Below are 20,726 nucleotides of genomic sequence, written 5' to 3'. Positions count from 1 at the left end.
CGGGGAACGAAATGGACTCGTTTTCCGCATGTTTGCGTAATCGTTTACACAGAGAATACCCCACAACATCCACTTCGGCAACGCGGGATTCCTTCGGGGGTTGCCGATAGGCTGGGAATTCTCCAATTTCCAGCGAAAGGGTCCGGGATGAGTGCGGAAGTTCGCCTGCAGGACGTGGCCGATGCGGCGGGCGTCTCGATCGCGACCGCCTCCCGCGCCCTGGCGGGCAAGGATCGGGTCTCTCGGAAGACTCAGGCGCTGGTCAAGCGCACCGCCGAACGCCTCGGATACCAGGTCAATGCGGCCGCCCGCGCGTTGCGAGAGGGAAGCAATCGCACCATCGGCATGATCATCCCCGTGGTGGGTAACCCGTTTTATGCGCAGGTGGTGCACGCGGTCGAGGCCGAGTTACAGGAGCAGGATCTGGAGCTGATCATCGCCGATTCCCACGGCGAGATTGAGCGCGAGGCGCGGCGGCTCGACCTACTGCTGGGTGGCCGGGTCGAGGGTGTGATCGTGGTGCCCTCGGATGCGCAGGGCTCCAGCGAGGCGCTGATTAAGACCGCCGCCCGGATCCCGCTGGTGCAGCTGGACCGCCGGGTCGAGGGGCTGGCCAGCGACTTTATCGGGGTGGATAACGACCGCGGCATCGACCTGGTGATCGCCCATCTGCGCGAGCAGGGTGTGCGCTCGATCGTCTATATCGGCGCCAATGACAACACCTCGGTGGGGCGCGAGCGCCGGTTGGCCTTCGCCCGGGCATCCGCGGGGCTCGATGTGCACGAGCCCATTTTTGGAAACTTCTCCCGCGAGTACGGACTCGAGGCCGGGGCCGCGCTGGTGGCCCGGGGTGAGCTCCCGGATGCGATCGTCTGCGGTGACGACCTGATCGCGGTGGGTGTGCTCGGGGCGCTGCGCGCGGCGGGCAAGCGGGTGCCGCGCGACACCCTGCTCACCGGATTCGATGACACCCTGCTGGCCGAGATCACCGACCCGCCACTGACCTCGGTGGTGCAGCCGATCGCCGCGCTGGCCCGCGAGGCCATTCGCGCGCTGGTGCTGCGCACCGAGGATCGGGATGCCCCGACCGTCTACAGCCGGATCGCCCCGCAGCTCGTGGTGCGCGAGTCCACGAGTCGCCCGTAACCCGCGTACATAGTTACGCCTGTGGCCCGCGGAATTCCGCGGGCCACAGCCATTTTTGAGACTACTTCAGGGTTGCGACGGCATCCTCGACCAGGCTCCAGAACCGGTCCACGTCGAGGTCGATCGCCACGTGGGCGTTCTTCTCGCGCTTCAGCATGTCGTGCAGGTCCACGCAGGTTGCCCCGGCAGTTTCGGTGCCCACCAGCTCGACATCCACGCGGGTGTGCACGGTGGTGGCCACGGCCGCATCGATGACCAGGGCCACTGCCACCGGGTCGTGCAGGGGGCCGTCGGGCATGCCCTCGACATCGTTATAGGAGTTGCAGAAGAACTCCAGCAGCTCGGCACCGAAGACGCCGGTCTCGTTGCCGAGGTTGCGGATACGGCTGCGCACGTCCTGGGTAATCAGGGCCTGGTGGGTGATGTTCAGACCCACCATGGTGAAGTCGATGCCCGACTTCAGCACCACGTCCACGGCCTCAGGATCGGCCCAGGCGTTGAACTCGGCGTAGGCGGCACCGCAGTTGCCGCGGCCGGTCGAGCCACCCATCCAGACGATCCGCTCGATCCGCTCCAGCAGCTCGGGGTAAGTGCGCACAAAGTGGGCGATATTGGTGAGCGGGCCGGTGGGGATCAGGGTGATCTTCTCCTCCGAGGCGCGCACGGTGTCGGCGATCAGCTCGATGGCCGAGCGCTCATCCAGCGGCACGGTGACCTCGGGCAGTACGGGGCCACCGAGGGCGTTCTCGCCGTGGATCCAGGTGCCGGGGGTGAGGGTGCGCTCAAGCGGCTCGGCCGCGCCGGCGGCGATCGGCACGCCGGTGATGCCGGCGACGGTGCAGGCGACGCGCGCGTTGTGGGTGGTGTGCTCGAGGTAGCCGTTACCGCTGACGGTCGTGATGGCCTTCAGATCGAGTGCGGGGTTGCCCGCGGCGAGCCAGATCGCGAACACATCGTCGTGGCCGGGGTCGCAGTCCAGGATGACCGGAATTGGCATTTTTCTCTCCATTGATCGGGGGCCAGAAGCCAAGCTATGCGTAAACGATTACACAAATTTGGAAGCGGGTCAAGCCGATGCCTCGATGGGTGGGCGCACACACAGGATTGGGGCAGACAAACGGCCGGTGTCCGCACCTCAACGGATGTGGGCACCGGCCGTGGACCGGGGTTGACCTAGCGCAGGGTCACGGACTCCAGCGCGGCCAGGATGGTGGCGGGTTCGGTGCGCTGGGTAAAGTCGGCGAAGGTTTCGATCCACTCCAGGGTCCCGGTGGCCGACAGGATGGCGACGGTGGGCAGGGGGAGGACCGCGGTGCCGTCGGCGTTGACCTCGGTGAAGTCCACACCGTGGCCGCGATAGAGCTCCTGAGCCTGCTCGTCCAGGCGCAGCAGGATCCCGAGTTCGGTGGCCAGCGTGTTGCCCGGGTCGGAGAGTACGTCGAAGTCCAGATCGTTCTTTTCGGTGATGCTCAGCGATCCGTCCGGGGTTTGTGGACTCAGCGCAATCAGCGCGATACCGGCCTCGCGCAGCGGTCCGGCCAGCTCATTTCGATAGCGTGCCAGGATCACATTGCAGTAGGGGCACCATGCTCCGCGATAAAACACCACAACCGCCGGTCGGTCTCCGCGGACAGCCGCGAACGTGGTGGGCTCGCCGTGCGGTCCGATCAGCTGGGCATCGGGAAACGCAGAACCCAGGGGTAGACCGGGGGCCTCGTGCACGGGGTCGGCGGCGGGCGAGATTTCGGGGGAGGGGGAGGCGTTTTCGGACATGAGGGTACTCCAATCAGCCCCGGCCGGGTGCCGGGGAAGTGTGTGGGGAAGCGCAGCCTAGCGGCCGGGGTCTGTGGCCCGGGGGGTGGTGCTGTGTGATGGGGGTGGCCTAGCGGCCGGACTCCGTGGGCAGCGTGATGTCCAGACAGAAGCCGTCGCTCACCAGGCGGGCACTTACATCGCCGCCGTGGGCCTTGACGATGCCGCGCACGATGGCGAGGCCGAGGCCCGCGCCGCCCTGGGTTCCGGCGGGTTCGGCGGTGCGGGCGGCGTCGCCGCGCCAGCCCACGTCGAACATGCGGCCCAGGTCCTCGGTCGAGACGCCGCTGCCGTGATCGAGGATGCTGAGCACCAGGTGCCCGTCCTCAAGCGTGGTGGCCGACACCAGGATTTCCGAGTGGTCGGGGGCGTGCCGGATGCCGTTGGCCAGGAGGTTGCCGATGGCCCGGGTCAACTCGCGGGGATCCCCCCAGAGCGTGTGACCCTCGACCCCGCGCTGCTCGATCCGGATGCCGCGGGCGGCGGCCACGTGCTGCACGTCGGAGACCGCATCGGAGACCAGGTCGAGCAGGTCCACCAGTTCGCGGCGCAGATCCAGGGTGCCCGATTCGATCCTGGCCAGGGCGAAGAGGTCGTCCACCATCAGGCCCATCGCGTCGACCCGCTCGCGGATCTGGCGGCTGTACTCGACCGGACGCTCGGCGACCCCCGCCTCCATTGCCTCGGCCAGCGCCCGGATGCCGGCCATCGGGGTGCGCAGATCATGGGAGATCCAGACAAAAAACTCGCGTCGGGCCGCATCCAGCCGGGTGATGTCAGCGCGGGCATCGGCGAGCTTGCGTGAGGTATCGGCGAGTTCCTCGGAGAGCGCGGCGAACTCTCGCCAGCCGGGGTTTTCGGGATCCACCACGTGGCCGTCGGCGATCCGCCGGGTCGAATCCAGCAGGTGCCCGGTGGAGCGGCGCACCACCCGGGTGGTCATCAGCCAGGCCGCCGTCATGCTCATCAGCGCGGCAACACCGAGCAGCCAGGCGAGCACTGTGAGGTCGTGCTCGGAGAACAGCATCTCGATCAGCACCACGATCGTGGATACGGCCACGGCGACCACCGCGGCCCCGGTCACGATCACAAACTGGGAGGCGATAGATCCGCGCCGGTTGAGGTGCAGCGCGCCCCAGGCGAGCAGCGAGACCGCCGCGGTGCACGCGGCCGTGGTGAAGACGATCAGGCAGAGATCGGAAACGCTCAGCATGTGGCCTCCACAAAGAAACGGTATCCGGCACCCCACACGGTTTTCAGGTGGCAGGGGAAGCGCGGGTCGGGTTCGATCTTTTCGCGCAGGCGGCGCACGTGCACGGTCACCGTGGAGGGATCGCCGAAGCCCCAGCCCCACACCTCGCGCAGCAGCTCGTCGCGACCGATATCGCGGCCGGGATTGGCCAGCAGGTAGAGGAAGAGTTCGTATTCGCGGGCGGTCAGCGTGATCTCGCGCTCATGCGCCCAGGCGCGACGGTGCACCGGGTCGATGCGGAAGTCGCCGTGCACGATCATCGCCGCAGCCCCCACGGTGGCGCGTCGACGCAGCAGCGCCTCGGCGCGCAGCTGGAGCTCGCGCAGCGAGAACGGCTTGGCCACATAGTCATCGGCCCCGTGTTCCAGACCCTCGATCCGCTGGTCCACCGCGGAGAGGGCGGTGAGCATCATGATCGGGACGTCCGAGTAACCGCGCACCTCGCGGCACAGTTCATCGCCGCTCTTGCCGGGAAGCATGCGGTCCACGATCAGCAGGTCGGGGATGCGCTCGCGCACTGCGGCGGCCGCGGTGGTCCCGTCGCCATACTCGGACAGGTCGAGCCCGGCGGCGCGCAGGAAATCGGCGACCACCGTTCGTACGGTTGGGTCGTCCTCAATCAGCATCACACGCGGTTTCGATTCCACAGGTCCGAGACTAACCCGGGGATCCCGCGCGAACCCTGAATTCTTACGGGAATGAAATATGCGCTTACGGCCCTGTTATATCCGCTCCGGGGGTGGGGCGGAATTGATTGGCTGTTGATCACGCAAGTTGTTCACCATCGAAAGGACCCACATCATGCGCATCAAGACCGTTCTCGTCACCGCCGCAGCAGCCATCGCCCTCACCGCGGGTCTGAGCGCATGTAGCTCGCCCGCCTCCGACACCGGGTCGAGCAAGCCCGCCGCATCACACTCGGCCGAGGCTACGACCCCCGCCGCCGCAAGCCTCAGCGGAACCTTCGCCGGGCTCAACGACAAGAAGGTGGCCGGCACCGCGAAGATCGACGGCGACACCCTGACCCTGTCCGGCTTCTCCTCCGATGAGGGCCCCGACCTGCACCTCTACCTGACCAACGGCACCGACGAGGCCGCGGTGACCGCGGGAACCACGCTGGGCGCGGTTAAGTTTGATGCCGCCTCGCAGACCTTCAAGCTCGACGGTGTCAAGGCCGGCGACTTCAAGTACGTCGTGGTGCACTGCGACAAGGCGCTGGCGGTCTTCGGCGCCGCACCCCTGGCCTAGGCGGTGAGATCGGTGACCGCCGTGTTTCCCCGGCGTCTCGCGGCGGTCGCCGCCTCCGTGGCCCGGGTGGTGCTGGGTATCCTCTGGCTGGGTGAGGGCATCACCAAGTACCGCGCCGGATTCGGCCAGGCCGACATCCTGCTGGTGGTGGGAAGCACCTCCAAAAACCCGCGGGTGCCCGAATTCTATAAATTCTTCACCGAGCATATTCTCGGTCCGGGATCGGGATTCTTCGGGATTCTGATGCCCGCCCTGGAGCTCAGCCTGGGCATCCTGCTGATCCTGGGGGTGCTGCCGCGTTGGATCGCGATGGCCGGCAGCGCGCTGCTGGTCTCCTACTGGCTCGCCGATCAGCTGATCGCCCAGTACCCGATCATGATCCTGCTGGCGATCCCGGTGATCGCCTGGCCGCTGGCAGCCGGAACCCTCTCGCTGCCCGCACTGTGGCGGCGGTGGAGGAAGTCCCGAAACTAACGGTTCCGCACCATCCCCCCGAGACTAGCTGGCTCTGACCCGTTCGCTAGCGGTTACGCACCTCCCCCCCCCCCGAGACTACGAAGGCCCGTTCCGCATCTGCGGAACGGGCCTTCGTCTGGGTAAGCGCGGGTTACGGGGCCAGACGGGTCGGGCCGCGGAACAGGTAGGTGACCTCGCGGATGCTCGACTCGTGCAGCATGAGCATCAGCACGCGGGCCAGGCCCATGCCGAATCCACCGTGGCTCGGTGCGCCGTAGCGGAAGAAGTCGAGGTAGAAGTCGAGCTCCTTGGGCTCCATGCCCTTATCGCGCATCTGAGCTTCCAGGACGTCGACGCGGTGCTCACGCTGAGCGCCGGTCGAGATCTCCACACCGTTGAAGATCAGGTCGTAGGAGTTGGTGAGGCCCGGGTTGTCCGCGTGACGCATGTGGTAGAACGGGCGGATCGAGGCGGCGTAGTCGGTCAGGAAGACGAACTCGTGGCCGTAGGTCTCGCGCACGTAGGCGGCGATCTGACGCTCACCCTCGGGGTCCATGTCGTCATCCGAACGCGGAACCTCGTAGCCGCGCTCCTTGATGATTTCCTTGGCCTCGGCCAGCGGAATACGGGGGAACGGGGTGGCGGGGACGGTGACCTCGACGTCGAAGAGCTCCTTGATGGCCTCGCCGTGCTTGGCCTTGACCGCGCTGAAACCGGCGACGATCAGGTCCTCGTGCAGCTTCATGACGTCTTCGTGGCTCTCGATCCAGCTGATCTCCGAGTCCACGGAGGTGAACTCCGTAGCGTGACGGCTAGTGAAAGAGGGGTCGGCGCGGAAGGCCGGGCCCACCTCGAAGATCTTGCCGAAGCCGGCGGACTGAGCCATCTGCTTGAAGAACTGCGGGCTCTGCGCCAGGTAGGCGGTGGTGTCGAAGTACTCGACCTCAAACAGCTCGGCGCGCGACTCGGAGGCGCTGGCCATGAGCTTGGGGGTGTGAATTTCGATGAAGTCGTTGTCGACCCAGTACTCGCGCATCGCGTGCAGGAAGGTGGTCTGGATCTTGAAGATCAGGTTCTGCTTGGGGTTACGCAGGTCGAGGAAGCGCCAGTCCTGACGCTTGTCCAGCGACGAGTCGGCGGCGATCGGGGTTTCCGGGTTGGCCGCGCTGAGGACCTCGAGCGAGGAAATCTTGACCTCGAGCCCGCCGAGCTTCACGCGCTCGTCGTGCTTGAGTTCACCGGTGACCGAGACGAAGGAGCCGTGAGCGAGACCGGAAATGGTCTCGGTCAGTGCGAGCTTCGCGGCCGAGGTGGGATCGTCCTCCACCAGTTCCCGGGTCGCCGGGGTGACCAGCTGTACCGCGCCGGACTCATCCCGGAGCACAATAAACTGGACCTTCTTCTGGTCTCGGACAGTTTCTACCCAACCGGATACGGTCACGGGGCCATCGGCCAGTGCCGCCAGGTTTTTTACCAATACGCGTTCAGTCACGTGCCCAGCTTAGCCGAGGCCCGGCCCGCCCGTGGCCCGCACCGCTACTTTCTGGCGCGTATGCGTGATACCTGAAGTTCCTGGAGATGGAGCGAATTCTCGGCAAACTCATAGTGAGCGTTTTCACAGCCTGAGCCCACGTAGACTGGGGACGTGGTTGCTGCCCAGATTCACCTCGTCCGTCACGGCGAGGTCTTTAATCCCGATCGAGTCCTGTATGGACGCCTGCCCGGCTTTGGCCTGTCCGAACGCGGACACAAGATGGCCGCGGCGGCCGCCAACGACCTCCTGGCGCGGGATCGAAAATACGGCACCCTGATCGCCTCTCCGCTGCAGCGCACCCAGGAATCCGCCGCCCCGGTGGCCGCCCTGCTCGGGCTGACCCCGGTGTTGGATGAGCGCGTGATCGAACCCCACAACCACTTCGAGGGCAAGCAGATGCGCCGTGCGGTCCTCAACCCGCGCAACTGGCCGGCCCTGCGCGACCCGAACCTGCCCAGCTGGGGTGAGCCCTACGGATCGATTGTGACCCGGATGATGGCGGCCATCGAGCACGCCTGGAAGACCACCTCCTCGGGTGACGCCGTGATCGTCAGCCACCAGCTTCCGATCTGGATGGTGCACCGCTACCTCGCCGATGAGGCCCTGCGGCACGATCCGCGTAAGCGCCGCTGTGCGCTCTCAAGCATCACCACCCTGGAAAAGGTGGGTGACCGTTTTGTCGAGGTGGAGTATCGAGACCCGGCGGCCGAACTGGCTGCGGGCTCGCTGGATGTAGGAGCGGTATAGCGATGATCGGATTCCGAGGCTCGAAGCTGGGACGCGCGGGCATGGTGGGTGCCGCGGCACTCGCGATGGTGCTGACCCTGGCCGGCTGCGCCAACGACAAGCTCGCCAGCGAATACACCTCTGCCGACAACAAGAACTACATTGCCGGTGACGGTAGCGTGACCGAGATTGCCGCGAAGGATCGCGAAAAGCCGGTGTCCTATGAGGGCAAGGACGAGGAGGGCAAGAACATCGCCTCCGCCGACCTGCTCGGCGACGTGGTGGTCCTGAACTTCTGGTATGCGGGCTGTGCGCCCTGCCGTGCCGAGGCCCCCGATCTGCAGGCGCTGAACGAGAAGTACGACGGCAAGGGTGCCAGCTTCGTGGGTGTCAACGTCTACGACCAGGCCGAAACCGCGCTGGCCTTCAACAAGACCTACGGGGTCACCTACCCCTCGATCCTCGACATCAACGACGGTGCCGTGAAGCTCGCCTTCACCGGCCAGGTGCGCCCCAACGCGGTGCCAACCACCCTGGTGATCGACAAGGAGGGCCGCGTGGCCGCCCGTATCCTGGGCAAGATCAGCGACCGCTCGATCCTGGACACCCTGATCCGCGACACGATCGCCGAGAAATAATCGGATGAATATCGGTCAAATCATCGGGGACGGCGGCCTTCTGGTCGCCATTCCTTTGGCATTGCTGGCCGGCCTGGTGTCCTTTGCCTCGCCGTGTGTGCTGCCGCTGGTTCCCGGCTACCTCGCCTATGTGGGCGGCATGGCCCCGCAGAGCGGTGAGCGTCCGGCGCGGGAGCGTCGTCGTCTACTGCTCGGGGTGATCCTTTTTGTCCTCGGCTTTACCCTCGTTTTTGTGCTGATGAGCATCGTCGCCGGTGCCGCCGGAGTCTTCCTGGTGGAGTGGAGCGGGATCATCACCCGCATTCTCGGCGTGGTCATCATCATCATGGGTGTGGCCTTCGTGGGTCAGGTCAGCTTCCTGCAGCGTGAGTGGAAGCCCTCCTGGACCCCCGCCACGGGCCTCGTGGGTGCCCCGCTACTCGGCATCGTGTTTGCAGTGGGCTGGGTGCCGTGCCTCGGACCGACCCTGACCGCGATCCTCAGCCTGGGTTACAACTCGGGCACCGTGGGTCGCGCGGTGATCCTGGCGATCGCCTACTGCATCGGCCTCGGACTGCCCTTCATCCTGGTAGCCCTCGGCTTCGGCTGGATGGCCGGTGCCACTAAATTCCTCAAGCGTCATATCCGCGTGATTAACATCGCCGGTGGCGTTCTGCTCGTTCTCATCGGACTCCTCATGGTCACCGGACTATGGGGTCAACTGATGTCTAGCCTAGGTTCGGTGATTGCAGGCTTTGACCCGGCCATCTGATTACGTAGACGCGAGCTCACCCCAGAGTGAGCCCGACGCCCCGATTAACGCCCCCAAGCTGGGGTTTGTGGGAGCGCTGCGCTTTGCGTGGCGTCAGCTCACCAGCATGCGCACCGCGCTGCTGCTGCTCCTGCTGCTGGCGATCGCCGCGGTGCCCGGATCCCTGGTCCCGCAGCGCAGCTCGGACCCCAACGGTGTGATCCAGTACTTCCGCGACAACCCCGACCTGGCACCGGTCCTGGACAAGATCCAGATGTTCGACGTGTACAGCTCGGCGTGGTTCTCGGCGATCTATCTGCTGCTGTTTGTGTCGCTGATCGGCTGCATCATCCCGCGCACCAAGCACCACTATCAGGCGATGCGTCAGCGCCCGCCGCGCACCCCGGCTCGGCTCAACCGGCTTGCGGTGCACCGCGAGCAGAACCTGTCCGGTGGCAGCACCGGCGAGGCGATCACCGCCGCCCGCGACCTGCTGAAGAAGTCGGGCTACCGCACCGAAATCTACACCGGCAAGGATGGCGTGGCCTCGGTCTCCGCCGAGCGTGGATACCTGCGCGAAACCGGAAACCTGCTCTTCCACTCGGCCCTGGTGCTGGTCCTGGTGGCCGTGGGCTTTGGTGGCGGCTTTGGCTATGCGGGGCAGAAGGTGGTGGTCGAGGGCCAGACCTTCGTCAACTCGCTGGTCGACTTCAACTCCTTCAACCCGGGCCGCTTTGTGGACACCGAGTCGCTGCCCCCCTACTCGCTCAAGCTCGACAAATTTGACGTGGAGTACGAGACCAAAAACATCAACGCCTACGGCCAGGCCATCGACTACACCGCCCACGTAACCTCGCGGGACGTGGACGGCGACACCGAGAAGCACCAGATCAAGGTCAACCAGCCGCTGCGTATCGACGGCACTAACGTCTACCTGCTGGGTAACGGCTACGCACCCAAGGTGACCGTGCGCGACCCCGAGGGCAACGTGGTCTTCACCGACTCGATCCCGTTCCTGCCGATGGACACCAATCTCACCTCGCAGGGTGTCATCAAGATTCCGGACGGGCTGGCCAAGCAGATCGGCATGATCGGTTTCTTCTACCCCACCGCGGTCGAGCAGACCACCGGGGCGTTCGCCTCGAACTACCCCGACCTGATCTACCCGACGCTGAGCCTCAACGTCTACTCGGGTGACCTGGGTATCAACGACGGTGTGCCGAAGTCGGTCTACTCGCTGGACACCGACAAGATGACCGAGATCGCCGGCCGCACCATCGGCAAGAAGGAGGGTGGCACCGCGCCGCTCAAGCTCATGCCCGGCCAAACCGAAAACCTGCCCGACGGGCTGGGGACGATCACGTTTGAAAACGTCAACCCCCACCCCAAGAAGGATGACTATGCGGGCTCGGTCGCCCGCTTCGCCTCGCTGGATATTCACCGCGATCCGACCCAGGTGTGGGTGGGAATCTTCGCCGGTCTGATCCTGCTGGGCCTGCTGACCTCGCTGTTCATCCCGCGCCGCCGCGTGTGGGTGAAGGCAACCGAGGGTGCCGACGGCACCGTCCTGATGGAATACGCGGGCCTGGCCCGTGGAGAAGACCCCGGCCTGCGTGAGGCCGTGGACAATATTGCCGAACGGCATATTCGAGCCCTCGGGGCAGTCCCCGATGAGGCCCGGGAAGGTAACGTAGAAGCGTGACACTTGATCTGATCTCCGTATATGCCCTGTGGTCGGCAATCGCGCTGTATGCGATCGCCTTCGTGGCATTCGCCTTTGACCTGGCGCGCCGAAGCGCCGAGGTCGCCGCCGCCGCCGACGAGGCCGCCGAGAAGGCAGCCGCCGCCGAGCGCGCGGCCGCCGGTGAGCCCGTCGCGGTGGGGGCCTCCGCCTCCGTAGCCGCCGGTTCTGCCGGCGCTGCTCAGGCGCGTCCCGGCCGCCCGGCCGGGGGCACCCTGACCCTGGAAGAGGACCACTCGGGCACGGTCACCGCGACCCGTTCGGTATCCCTGCGGATCGGTGTGGCCCTCTCTATCCTTGGCTTTCTGCTGCACCTCACCGCGGTCATCACCCGTGGTGTGGCCGCAGGCCGGGTGCCGTGGGCCAACATGTACGAGTTCGCGATGACCGGCACCGCCGTGATCGTGGCCGTGTTCCTGATCATCCTGACCCGCGTGGACCTGCGCTTCCTCGGTGCCTTCATCATGGGCCTGATCGTGATCCTGTTGGGCCTGTCCTCGCTGAACTTCTACATCGAGGTGGCCCCGCTGCCGCCGGCACTGCAGTCGGCCTGGCTGGTGATCCACGTGTTTGTGGCCACCACCGGAACCGGATTCTTCTTCCTCGGCTTCGCGCTCACCGCCCTGCAGCTGATCCAGGCCCGCCGCGAGGCCGCCGGAACCGCCCTGTCGGCCAAGCGCTTCCGTTTCATGGCGACCCTGCCCAGCTCGCAGCGTCTGGACAACCTGTCCTACCGCGTGAACATCATCGGCTTTATCCTCTGGACCTTCACCCTGATCGCCGGCGCGATCTGGGCCGAAGCCGCCTGGGGTCGTTACTGGGGCTGGGACGTCAAGGAGGTGTGGACCTTCATCATCTGGGTGGTCTACGCCGGATACATTCACGCTCGCGCGACCCGCGGCTGGCGCGGAAACCGTGCGGCCTGGCTGTCGATGATCGGTGCCGTCACGGTGCTGTTCAACTTCACCGTGGTCAACCTGTTCTTCAAGGGCCTGCACGCCTACTCGGGTCTGTAAACCCGCACGCGGCATCACAAAACCCCCACACCCGGACGGTGTGGGGGTTTTGTATATCGGCTACTGGGTGATGACCACCGTCGCGGCGCTTGTGGGCCCGCGGCGCTCACCCTGCTCATAGTGGGCGCTGAGGACAACCCGGGAGAGTGTGGCGGGAATGTTGATCGGGGTCTCGGTCACTCCGTCGGTTCCGCCGGTGATCGGTCGGGTACCCAGCGGATCGATGGTGAGGACCGCCGGAGCCCCCGGCTGCGAACGGATGATGGCGGTGATGCCATACACCGGATCCCACCGCACGGTGGGGCGCTCGGGGGTGGTCAGCAGGATCGTCTGAGTGGTCTCCGGCGAGGTCTCATCCTCGACGCTCTGATCGACCCGCAGCTGCGAGAACCCCGCGGGCAGCTCGAGCGGAGCCGTGTGCCATCGGCCGCTGTCATCGGCGAGGACCGTCGCATCCACCCCCGGTCCGGTGAGGTGAACCGCGGCCTCGGGCTCGGCCGTACCGCTGAGAATCGGCCAGAGCAGACCGCCACCATCATCGACGCGGGTGATCCGTGGTGCCTCCGGTGTGGCGGGGGTTGGTGCGGATGTCGAGGGCTGCGGTGTGGGCAGAACGCTTGGTGAGGGCGACGATATCTCCGGAACACGCGGCGCATCGGCGCTGGGGGTCGCGGTGATACCGGGGAGCAGCGTGATGCCCGGGTCGGCATCCTCGCTCACGGGTTGTTCGGGTTGTTCGGGCTGCGGGGTAACTGGGCCCGAGGGTACCAGGGGGGCCGTGGTGCCCGGACGTGCGGCGGACTGGGCCGGCGGCGGCGAGGCCTTGGGAAGCAGGGCCACACCAATAATGCCCGCGGCGACCAGTGCTCCGGCGGTGGCGGTGGCGGTGATGGTCATGGCGGGTTTGCTGTGGCGCAGGGCCGCGACGGCGGCGACCGCCGAACTCGAGGAGTTTCCGGCGAGGTAGGCGGCGGCACCGGTGCCGATCAGCGCGGGCAGCAGCCATACCCGCAGGCTGCCGGCGAGTTCGCGCCCCTCGACCACCAGCGCGCGACAGGAGTCGCACTGGTCGATATGGGTGTCGAAGCGGGCTCGGTCCCTCGTGCTCAGCGCATCACGGCTGTACTCGCCGATGCGCTGGACCACCCAGCGGTGCTCGCTCTCGGCGGGGAGGATCGCAAAGTGCTCCTGAATCCAGGCCTGACGCAGTCCCTCACGGGCGCGATACGCCAGCGCGGATACCGAGTTTGCGCTGACACCGATCAGCGGGGCGATCTGGCGTGGCCGCTTCCCCTCAACTTCGACATACCAGAGCACCTCCTGCCAGCGGGTGGGCAGCGTCGCAAATGCTCGAACGATCAGCTGGCGTTCAAACTCCTTGGAGGTCATATCGGCGCTGAGGTCACCAACAACCTCCAGCTGATCCACGTTCACCTCGTGCTGGCGGCCGCCCCAGCGGGCGATTACCGAACGGATGGTGGCAAAGAGGTAGGGGCGGAATGCGTCCTGCGGACCGGACCCACGGTTGACCGTGGCGATGATGCGACTAAAGGCCTCGGACACCACATCGTCTGCGTCAAAAGAGCGGGAGATGGCCCGCGACGCGCGTTTTCCGGCTTCCGCATGACGCGTCCAGAGCGTCGCAAATGCCCCCTCTTCACCGGCGCGGGCGGCGCGGAGAAGTTCGGAGTCGTCGGGGGCGGGTTGTTCGCTGTTCAGAGGTGATCCTTGGGTGGGGGAGCTCGGCTGGGCAACCGAGTGGGGTGGGGGATTTTCCGCGGAGAGGGGGGATATTGTGCACTCCCCAGTGCCCACCCTCTCCGCGGCATGAATACCTCCCCGGGTACTCACGTCGGCACGGGGTGGAGCTGCGGCCGATGTGTTGCTACCCCGTACACCCAACTAGAGCGGGGGTTGGTCATTTCATGACGCGGGTTATTTAAGTATTTTCCCGAGGTCCCACGGATTCAAGATCACATCTGATATTCCAGGCTACTGCTCAGCTACGGCGACGCAGGCTCGGACCCGCTCGAACCACCAGTCGCGGCGCTCGGGAGCGGCGGCATAGCGCGTCAGCAGGTCCGGATTCACGGCGATCCGGCCGGTGTGGATCGCCCCGTCGCGGGGCAACAGGGGGTGATCGGTCACATCCGCCGCGAGCAGCGCCGCCGTGCCCAGGCCACACGCGAACGAGATTTCGGGCAGCGAGGCGGCCAGCCGTGCACCCATCGAGAGGCCGATCGAGGTGTCCAACGCGCTGGACACCACCACCGGGAGACCGGCCGCGGCAACGATATCGCGAGCCCGGGCGATCCCGCCCAGCGGCTGCGCCTTAATCACCAGCAGATCGGCGGCCCCGGCCCGGGCGACGGCCAGGGGATCCTCGGCCTTGCGGACACTCTCATCGGCGGCGATCCGCACCCCGAGCCCGAGAATACGTGTGCGCAGCTCGGAGAGTTCGGACACGGTCGCACACGGCTGCTCGGCATATTCCAGCTCATAGGGTGCGAGAGCCGCCAGTGCCAGCTCCGCCTCGGCCACGCTCCAACCGCCGTTGGCATCCACGCGGATGTTGCCCGCGGGACCGAGGACCGAGCGGACGGCGGCAACCCGCGCCACATCCTCGGCCAGGGTCTGCCCGCGCTCGGCCACCTTAACCTTGGCCGTGGTGCAGCCGGGGAAGCGGGCAAGTACCGCGGGCACCGCTTCGGCGGCCACCGCGGGCACCGTGGCGTTCACCGGAATCTCGGTGCGCAGCAGCTCGGGTTCGGGCCCATAGGCAAAATCGATCGCCGCATCCAGCCATGTTCGCGCCTCGGCCGGTTCATACTCGACAAACGGGGAGAACTCGCTCCATCCGCGTGGCCCCTCAAACACCAGGGCCTCGCGACGCAGCAGGCCGCGGAAGCGCGTGTTGAGGGGAAGATCCACAACGTGAGCGGTGGCCAGGATGTCGGTCACGGAAACCTCTGCGGCGGAGTAGGACATACCCCTATTGTGCTCCGGTTTGCTGAACGACGGCGGTATTCGCGCGACGCCCGATAGTCTGGGGGCATGTCCTCAAGCCTGCATGATCGCGCGGTGGAAGAGCTAGGCCGGCGTATCATCTCCGGCGAGCTGCCCGCGGGTTCCGCCGTCCTCGCCACCGACCTGGCCACCGAACTCGGGGTGAGCCGTTCGGTGATCCGTGAGGCCGTCCGTGTGCTGCAGTCGCTGGGGCTGGTGGAATCGGTGCGACGCCTGGGCATCCGGGTGCTCGCCGAGGACCACTGGCGGGTGCTGGATCCCCAACTGATCGCCTGGCGGCTGTCCGGAACGGGCCGCGGGGCACAGCTGCGCTCACTCACCGAACTGCGGCGCAGCGTCGAGCCTGCCGCCGCCGAGCTGGCCGCCCGGCACGCCCCCGACGCGGTGGCCGAACGCCTGCTTCAGATTGCCGCCCGGATGCGCTCGATCGGCCGGGCGGGCGACCTGGAATCCTTCCAGGACCTCGACATTCAGTTCCACGCGCTGGTGCTGGGGGCCAGCGGAAACGAGATGTTTGCGGCCATGTCCGGGATGATCGGCGCGGTCCTGCGCGGTCGCACTCGGCTGGGGCTGATGCCCAAGCACCCGCATGAGGATGCGCTGCAGCTGCACATCGATGTGGCCGTCGCCATCCAGGGCCGCGATCCCGAGCGTGCACGCGCGGCGATGGACGCGATCATGAGCCGCACCCTCGCCGAGGTGGAGCACATCTGGGCCGAGGAGCCGCGCACCGCGCGCACCCCGCTGCCCGGCACGCTGGGTTAGCCGGACCACACCATACAACAATCGGGCCGGTGAAGATCACCGACCCGATTTTTGTCTGAGGCTAGAACACCAGCAGCACCTTGCCGCTGGTGGATGAGTCCAGGGCCACGGCGAAGGCCTCGGCCGCATCCTCGACCGGGAACTCGTGGGTGATCACCGGATCGATGCGCAGCGAGCCATCGGCCAGAGCCGCGATCACCTCGTCGATCTCGTCATTGAAGCGGAACGAGCCCACCAGCTCAAGCTCGCGCACGATCGCCAGGCTGATCAGTGCCGGCTGCTCACCCGAGGGCAGCAGCCCCACCATGACCACGCGTCCGCCCCGGGTGGCCCCGCGAACGGCCGAGGCGAGCCCACGCCAGTTTCCCGAGGACTCGATCACGATGTCCGCCTGGACCGCGGCGATGGCCTCGGTATCGGTGGCGTCCAGGGTCGCGTCGGCCCCGAGTTCCCGCGCGATCTCCCGCGGCTTCTCGTGCAGGTCCACCGCGGTGATGTGGGCGGCTCCGGCGCGCTTGAGCACGGCTACCACCAGCGCACCAATCGGTCCGGTTCCGATCACCAGCACCGATTTGCCGGCCACCTCGCCCGCGCGGGACACCGCGTGCCAGGCCACCGAGGCCGGTTCCACCAGGGCCGCGTCCCGCAGCGAGAGGCCCGCGGGCAGCGGACGCAGCATGCGAGCGGGCAGCGCAACCCGGCGGGCAAAGGCCCCATCGGTGTGCGGATGGCGCGCGGCGCTGCCCAGGTACGTCGAGGCCGGGGCCAGGTTCGGCCGATCCTCGGGGTAGCGTATGCCGTCCACGGCATGCGGGGTATTGGGATGCACGGCCACCGGCGTACCGGCGGCGGGACCGGACCCATCGGCGGCCGCGTGCAGCACCGTGCCCACAACCTCGTGCCCGAGCACCAGCGGATCGATCAGGATCGATTCCCCGGCCGCCCCGTGGGTCCAGTAGTGCAGGTCCGACCCGCAGATCCCGCCATAGGCGATCTCGATGACCGCCTCGTCGCTTACGGGCGTGGGTTCGGGAAGGGTTTCGATCCGCAGATCTTCCTTGGCATGGGCGAGAACACCCAGGTTTTCGCGTGACACTAGACCACCACCGTCATTCCGCCATCGATGAAGATGACCTGTCCGTTCACAAAGTCCGATCCAGCCGAGGAGAGCCACACGGCGGGGCCCGCCAGGTCCGCCGGGGTGCCCCAGCGGGCGGCCGGGGTGCGTCCGAGGATCCAGCCATTGAACTGCGGGTCGTCCACGAGCTTCTGGGTCATATCGGTGTGAATGTAGCCCGGCGCGATCGCGTTGATCTGAATGTTGGATCCGGCCCACTCGGCGGTCATCGCCCGGGTCAGGTTGCGGATACCGCCCTTGGCCGAGGTGTAGGCCGAGAGGGTCGGCCGGGCCAGATCGGTCTGCACCGAGGCGATGTTGATGATTTTGCCCGAACGCCTGGGCAGCATGTGGCGGGCAACCGCGCGGCCCACCAGGAAGGCCGAGGTGAGGTTGGTGGCGATCACGCGATCCCAGTCGGCACGATCCAACTCGACCAGCGGTTCGCGGTGCTGGATGCCGGCGTTATTCACCAGTACGTCGAGAGCGCCGATGCGCGCCTCGATCTCGGCGATGCCCGCGTCCACCGCGTCCTCGTCGGTGATGTCAAAGGCGACCGCGTGGATGCGATCGGTTCCATAGCGGGCCACAAACTCGGCCTCGGTCTCGGCCAGCCGGGCGGCGTCGCGCCCGTGCAGTACCAGGGTGGCGCCGGCGTCGGCCAGGCCCTCGGCGATGCTGCGGCCGATGCCGCGGCTGGAACCGGTGACCAGGGCCAGGCGGCCGGTCAGATCAAACAGGGTGCTCATGCTGACTCCTCGGTGTGGGTGGCCGCGCTGATCGGGTCGCCGGTCAGCGCGCTCAGTCGGGTGTGGATCTCGGCGAGGATCTGCTCGGGGGTCTGATCCAGACTCACCTCGAAGGCGTGCTCATCGGCCTCGAGCGGTTCGAGCGCGGCAAACTGCGAGTCCAGCAGGCTGTTGGGCATGTACTCGTGGTTGCGTCCGGCCTGACGGGCGGCGATCAGTGCGCGGTCGCCCACCAGGTGGATCAGCACTGTGCTCGGGGCCAGTCGCACCAGCTGGTCACGGTAGCGGCGCTTGAGGGCGGAGCAGGCCACCACGATCGGGGTGCCGGAGGCCAGGTCATCGCGAATGCGTTCGGCGATGATTTCCAGCCAGGGTGCCCGATCCTCGTCGTTCAGGGGCTGGCCCGCGGCCATCTTTTCCTTATTGTGCACCGGGTGCAGATCGTCCCCATCCACGAAGGGGAGCCCCAGGCTCTCGGCCAGGGCGATGCCGATGGTGGATTTGCCGGAACCCGACACTCCCATCACGATCAGGGGCGGTGGGGACGTGGGCATCGATGACCTCCGGGATTCGGGCGCTTCATTACATCCGACATGATTCGCGAGCTTGATTGAATAAGTCTTACGTATAAACCATAACACCTCCCTGCCCAGGTACTCGCGCGCCGCCAATCCGACGTGCTAGCGTGAGCCCATGTCAGCTATTGCCATCATCGGGGGACACGGCAAGGTAGCCCTTCACCTCGAACAGATTCTTGTTAACCGCGGTCACCAGGTCACCGGTGTTGTCCGGAATCCGGAACATGTCGCCGACGTTGAGGCCACCGGGGCCAGCGCCGTCGTGGCCGATATCGAAACGCTCGTGATCTGGCAGATCGAAGACCTGCTGCGCGGGTTCGACGTGATCGTCTGGTCGGCCGGTGCCGGCGGGGGGAGCCCCGAGCGGACCTATGCGGTGGATCGTGACGCGGCAATTCGCACGATTGATGCCGCCCTGCGCCTGGAGACCCGTCGTTTTCTGATGGTGTCCTATCAGGGCGCGCGCATCGACCACGGCATCGACCCCGAGGATTCCTTCTTCGCCTACGCCGAGGCCAAGGCCGCCGCCGATGAGTACCTGCGTCGACAGAACCTGGACTGGACCATCCTTGCTCCGGGGGCCCTGACCGACGAGGACTCCACGGGCAAGATCTCGGTGACCGACACCCGGGGGCCGATGAGTCGAGCCAATGTGGCCCTGGTCGCCGCCGATGTGATTCATGCCCCCGAAACCGCCGGACACACCATCCCATTTGTGGATGGCGAGACCGATATCGCCGATGCCCTGCGCGCGGTGATCGCGGGTCAGGCTACCGGTGGAGAAGCCACGCTTCCGGGCTAGCCTTCCGGCATCGAGGGGGTGATTCCGGCTCGATTTCAGCATGTGCGGTACCCATTCTCGATAAAACGAGCGGGTAACGATAGCAATTTATGCCGGGTTACGCATGACAAATGTCGTTGTATGTAAGTAGTCTGCGTGGTGGGGGAATCACAGCACCCCGATTTTTGCACCACTAAAATCTGGAGTTTTCATGCGTATCACTGCTCGTCGCGCCGCCGTTGCCGGTGCCACCCTGTTTCTTGCCCTGGGCCTGTCTGCCTGTTCCGCCGGCGGAAACGCGGACGGAAAGGCTTCGGAGGCACCCAAGACGCAGACCGTCGCCGAGGCGTGCGATCTGATCGAAACCGAGATGAACGCGGTGGGATCCGACGTCCAGTCGGCCATGTCCAACGCGGCCACCGACCCCAGCGAGGCCATCGCCGCGCTGAAGACCGTCTCCGACAAGCTCAAGGAGACCTCCGCCAAGGTCCAGAACGCCGACGTCAAGAAGGTTGTTGACCCGATGGTGGACGCCTTCGGTCGCCTGGGTGCCGCAATGGAGAAGATCACCGGCGACCCCGCCGCCGCAACCGAGGCGCTCACCGAAATCCAGGCCGTTGCCGGTGACATCCAGACCGTGGGTGCCGACTACGGCAAGGTCTGCTCCAAGTAGTTACCGCCACACCGAACCCCCGTCCATGCATTGTGGACGGGGGTTCGGCGTTTTTGTGCCGGGACAAACGCCGAAACCGACACCGAATCGTGCGTCATCCGCACCAAACGTCCGAATCCTCCTGATCATTCGTAGGCTGCGTGGGGGGTTTCACAGCGCCCCAATATTTTGCACCGAAGAATCAGGAGTTTTTATGCGTAATTCACTGCAGCGCGCGGCCGTCGTTGGCACCACCCTGTTGCTCGCCCTGGGCCTGTCTGCCTGCTCGGCGGGGGAGGGTGGCGCAGCGGGCGGCAACCAGAGCGTGAAAGCCGCCTGCGACATCATGGAAAAGGACATGCGGGCCGTCGCCTCGGACATGGACAGCGCCGCGCTTGGTGCCGACCCGGTGGCCGCCGCCTCCACGATGAATAAGGTCGCCGACCAGCTCAAGACGAGCGCAAAGAAGGTCACCAACCCCGAGGTGACCAAGGTGGTCGGCCCGATGATCGATTCGTTCGACAAGCTGGGCACCGCCCTGGAGAAGATCTCCGACGACCCGTCCGCGGCGATGGAGTTGGCATCGGACATGCAGACCCTGGCAACCGACATGGAGGAAGCCGGTACGGCGTACAACAAGGTCTGCAAGGGCTAGTTTCCCCGCGGATCGGCGCTACCGCCCACGGGATACCCGTGGGCGGTACCGTGTTGTGTGGGCGCGGCGGCGCTCCCGAGCACGTGGTGTCCGGGATCACCCC

22 protein-coding genes are annotated in these 20,726 nt (G+C 66.2%); 12 read left to right on the top strand and 10 right to left on the bottom strand.

Annotated features, from left to right (window positions below; translation table 11 throughout):
- Positions 1-147: 147 nt before the first annotated feature.
- Complete coding sequence (locus D9V34_RS15845; RefSeq protein WP_121689440.1) at positions 148-1,146, top strand: LacI family DNA-binding transcriptional regulator; 999 nt, start codon at positions 148-150, stop codon at positions 1,144-1,146.
- A gap of 61 nt (positions 1,147-1,207) precedes the next feature.
- Here the strand turns inward: D9V34_RS15845 and D9V34_RS15840 are convergent, their stop codons facing one another.
- From D9V34_RS15840 to D9V34_RS15825, 4 genes are all read right to left on the bottom strand, one after another.
- Positions 1,208-2,143 (bottom strand): nucleoside hydrolase, encoded by a 936-nt coding sequence (locus D9V34_RS15840; protein ID WP_121689439.1) that lies wholly within the window; start codon positions 2,141-2,143, stop codon positions 1,208-1,210.
- 176 nt (positions 2,144-2,319) lie between these two features.
- On the bottom strand, positions 2,320-2,919 hold the full coding sequence (locus D9V34_RS15835; protein WP_121689438.1) for a peroxiredoxin-like family protein: 600 nt from the start codon (positions 2,917-2,919) through the stop codon (positions 2,320-2,322).
- A gap of 109 nt (positions 2,920-3,028) precedes the next feature.
- The gene (locus D9V34_RS15830; RefSeq protein WP_121689437.1) at positions 3,029-4,171 is read right to left on the bottom strand and encodes a sensor histidine kinase; all 1,143 of its coding nucleotides are present in this window, start codon (positions 4,169-4,171) and stop codon (positions 3,029-3,031) included.
- Positions 4,165-4,857 carry a response regulator transcription factor gene (locus D9V34_RS15825; protein WP_245992056.1) on the bottom strand — a complete coding sequence of 231 codons (693 nt, stop codon included), beginning with the start codon at positions 4,855-4,857 and terminating at the stop codon, positions 4,165-4,167. The genes D9V34_RS15830 and D9V34_RS15825 overlap by 7 nt, the downstream gene beginning before the upstream one ends.
- Before the next feature lie 154 nt (positions 4,858-5,011).
- Here D9V34_RS15825 and D9V34_RS15820 point away from each other — a divergent pair, with 154 nt between their 5' ends.
- The gene (locus tag D9V34_RS15820; RefSeq protein ID WP_183092005.1) at positions 5,012-5,458 is read left to right on the top strand and encodes a DM13 domain-containing protein; all 447 of its coding nucleotides are present in this window, start codon (positions 5,012-5,014) and stop codon (positions 5,456-5,458) included.
- Positions 5,459-5,470: 12 nt separating this feature from the next.
- Complete coding sequence (locus tag D9V34_RS15815; protein ID WP_245992055.1) at positions 5,471-5,932, top strand: DoxX family membrane protein; 462 nt, start codon at positions 5,471-5,473, stop codon at positions 5,930-5,932.
- A 133-nt stretch (positions 5,933-6,065) separates the two neighbouring features.
- Here the strand turns inward: D9V34_RS15815 and aspS are convergent, their stop codons facing one another.
- Positions 6,066-7,406, bottom strand: coding sequence for an aspartate--tRNA(Asn) ligase (gene aspS, locus D9V34_RS15810; protein WP_121689435.1), 1,341 nt, complete (start codon positions 7,404-7,406; stop codon positions 6,066-6,068).
- 153 nt (positions 7,407-7,559) lie between these two features.
- Here aspS and D9V34_RS15805 point away from each other — a divergent pair, with 153 nt between their 5' ends.
- The 5 genes from D9V34_RS15805 to ccsB are packed head-to-tail and all read left to right on the top strand — an operon-like array spanning position 7,560 to position 12,299.
- A complete protein-coding gene (locus D9V34_RS15805) occupies positions 7,560-8,195 on the top strand; it encodes a histidine phosphatase family protein (RefSeq protein ID WP_030149194.1) in 636 nt (211 codons plus the stop codon).
- A gap of 2 nt (positions 8,196-8,197) precedes the next feature.
- Positions 8,198-8,812 carry a TlpA family protein disulfide reductase gene (locus D9V34_RS15800; RefSeq protein WP_245992054.1) on the top strand — a complete coding sequence of 205 codons (615 nt, stop codon included), beginning with the start codon at positions 8,198-8,200 and terminating at the stop codon, positions 8,810-8,812.
- 4 nt (positions 8,813-8,816) lie between these two features.
- On the top strand, positions 8,817-9,563 hold the full coding sequence (locus D9V34_RS15795) for a cytochrome c biogenesis CcdA family protein (protein ID WP_121689434.1): 747 nt from the start codon (positions 8,817-8,819) through the stop codon (positions 9,561-9,563).
- Positions 9,547-11,244, top strand: coding sequence for a cytochrome c biogenesis protein ResB (resB, locus tag D9V34_RS15790; protein WP_121689433.1), 1,698 nt, complete (start codon positions 9,547-9,549; stop codon positions 11,242-11,244). The genes D9V34_RS15795 and resB overlap by 17 nt, the downstream gene beginning before the upstream one ends.
- Positions 11,241-12,299, top strand: coding sequence for a c-type cytochrome biogenesis protein CcsB (gene ccsB / locus D9V34_RS15785; protein ID WP_121689432.1), 1,059 nt, complete (start codon positions 11,241-11,243; stop codon positions 12,297-12,299). Before resB ends, ccsB begins: the two co-directional genes overlap by 4 nt.
- Positions 12,300-12,359: 60 nt before the next feature.
- Here the strand turns inward: ccsB and D9V34_RS15780 are convergent, their stop codons facing one another.
- Entirely contained in the window at positions 12,360-14,114 is a 1,755-nt protein-coding gene (locus tag D9V34_RS15780; RefSeq protein WP_245992065.1) for a sigma-70 family RNA polymerase sigma factor, read from the bottom strand.
- Between the two features lie 177 nt (positions 14,115-14,291).
- A complete protein-coding gene (locus D9V34_RS15775) occupies positions 14,292-15,287 on the bottom strand; it encodes an o-succinylbenzoate synthase (protein ID WP_121689430.1) in 996 nt (331 codons plus the stop codon).
- Positions 15,288-15,353: 66 nt separating this feature from the next.
- Between D9V34_RS15775 and D9V34_RS15770 the strand changes: the two genes are divergently transcribed.
- Complete coding sequence (locus D9V34_RS15770; protein WP_121689429.1) at positions 15,354-16,091, top strand: FadR/GntR family transcriptional regulator; 738 nt, start codon at positions 15,354-15,356, stop codon at positions 16,089-16,091.
- 61 nt (positions 16,092-16,152) lie between these two features.
- On the opposite strand, the gene D9V34_RS15765 is transcribed toward D9V34_RS15770, so the two are convergent.
- From D9V34_RS15765 to D9V34_RS15755, 3 genes are read right to left on the bottom strand one after another with little or no spacing between them, the layout of a single operon-like run.
- The gene (locus tag D9V34_RS15765) at positions 16,153-17,187 is read right to left on the bottom strand and encodes an L-idonate 5-dehydrogenase (protein ID WP_121689428.1); all 1,035 of its coding nucleotides are present in this window, start codon (positions 17,185-17,187) and stop codon (positions 16,153-16,155) included.
- Positions 17,187-17,957 (bottom strand): SDR family oxidoreductase, encoded by a 771-nt coding sequence (locus tag D9V34_RS15760; RefSeq protein WP_121689427.1) that lies wholly within the window; start codon positions 17,955-17,957, stop codon positions 17,187-17,189. The genes D9V34_RS15765 and D9V34_RS15760 overlap by 1 nt, the downstream gene beginning before the upstream one ends.
- On the bottom strand, positions 17,954-18,511 hold the full coding sequence (locus D9V34_RS15755) for a gluconokinase (RefSeq protein ID WP_220700609.1): 558 nt from the start codon (positions 18,509-18,511) through the stop codon (positions 17,954-17,956). The genes D9V34_RS15760 and D9V34_RS15755 overlap by 4 nt, the downstream gene beginning before the upstream one ends.
- A 139-nt stretch (positions 18,512-18,650) precedes the next feature.
- On the opposite strand from D9V34_RS15755, the gene D9V34_RS15750 reads away from it, so the two are divergent.
- The 3 genes from D9V34_RS15750 (at position 18,651) to D9V34_RS15740 (ending at position 20,623) form a co-directional block, all read left to right on the top strand.
- Complete coding sequence (locus D9V34_RS15750; protein ID WP_121689426.1) at positions 18,651-19,337, top strand: SDR family oxidoreductase; 687 nt, start codon at positions 18,651-18,653, stop codon at positions 19,335-19,337.
- A gap of 190 nt (positions 19,338-19,527) precedes the next feature.
- Positions 19,528-19,989 carry a hypothetical protein gene (locus D9V34_RS15745; RefSeq protein ID WP_121689425.1) on the top strand — a complete coding sequence of 154 codons (462 nt, stop codon included), beginning with the start codon at positions 19,528-19,530 and terminating at the stop codon, positions 19,987-19,989.
- Positions 19,990-20,182: 193 nt separating this feature from the next.
- Positions 20,183-20,623 (top strand): hypothetical protein, encoded by a 441-nt coding sequence (locus D9V34_RS15740; RefSeq protein WP_121689424.1) that lies wholly within the window; start codon positions 20,183-20,185, stop codon positions 20,621-20,623.
- Positions 20,624-20,726 lie beyond the last annotated feature (103 nt).

The organism is Mycetocola lacteus (assembly GCF_003667575.1).
Lineage (GTDB): Bacteria > Actinomycetota > Actinomycetes > Actinomycetales > Microbacteriaceae > Mycetocola > Mycetocola lacteus.
Note: the sequence above shows the minus strand (reverse complement) of the source record. Positions and strands in the feature narration are given on the sequence as shown.

What these genes read in the sequence shown, in the direction of transcription:
- D9V34_RS15845 (WP_121689440.1), top strand. Translation starts at nt 148, where the DNA reads ATGAGTGCGGAAGTTCGCCTGCAGGACGTGGCCGATGCGGCGGGCGTC.
- D9V34_RS15840 (WP_121689439.1), bottom strand. Translation starts at nt 2,143, where the DNA reads ATGCCAATTCCGGTCATCCTGGACTGCGACCCCGGCCACGACGATGTG.
- D9V34_RS15835 (WP_121689438.1), bottom strand. Translation starts at nt 2,919, where the DNA reads ATGTCCGAAAACGCCTCCCCCTCCCCCGAAATCTCGCCCGCCGCCGAC.
- D9V34_RS15830 (WP_121689437.1), bottom strand. Translation starts at nt 4,171, where the DNA reads ATGCTGAGCGTTTCCGATCTCTGCCTGATCGTCTTCACCACGGCCGCG.
- D9V34_RS15820 (WP_183092005.1), top strand. Translation starts at nt 5,012, where the DNA reads ATGCGCATCAAGACCGTTCTCGTCACCGCCGCAGCAGCCATCGCCCTC.
- D9V34_RS15800 (WP_245992054.1), top strand. Translation starts at nt 8,198, where the DNA reads ATGATCGGATTCCGAGGCTCGAAGCTGGGACGCGCGGGCATGGTGGGT.
- D9V34_RS15795 (WP_121689434.1), top strand. Translation starts at nt 8,817, where the DNA reads ATGAATATCGGTCAAATCATCGGGGACGGCGGCCTTCTGGTCGCCATT.
- D9V34_RS15775 (WP_121689430.1), bottom strand. Translation starts at nt 15,287, where the DNA reads ATGTCCTACTCCGCCGCAGAGGTTTCCGTGACCGACATCCTGGCCACC.
- D9V34_RS15770 (WP_121689429.1), top strand. Translation starts at nt 15,354, where the DNA reads ATGTCCTCAAGCCTGCATGATCGCGCGGTGGAAGAGCTAGGCCGGCGT.
- D9V34_RS15760 (WP_121689427.1), bottom strand. Translation starts at nt 17,957, where the DNA reads ATGAGCACCCTGTTTGATCTGACCGGCCGCCTGGCCCTGGTCACCGGT.
- D9V34_RS15755 (WP_220700609.1), bottom strand. Translation starts at nt 18,511, where the DNA reads ATGCCCACGTCCCCACCGCCCCTGATCGTGATGGGAGTGTCGGGTTCC.
- D9V34_RS15750 (WP_121689426.1), top strand. Translation starts at nt 18,651, where the DNA reads ATGTCAGCTATTGCCATCATCGGGGGACACGGCAAGGTAGCCCTTCAC.
- D9V34_RS15745 (WP_121689425.1), top strand. Translation starts at nt 19,528, where the DNA reads ATGCGTATCACTGCTCGTCGCGCCGCCGTTGCCGGTGCCACCCTGTTT.
- D9V34_RS15740 (WP_121689424.1), top strand. Translation starts at nt 20,183, where the DNA reads ATGCGTAATTCACTGCAGCGCGCGGCCGTCGTTGGCACCACCCTGTTG.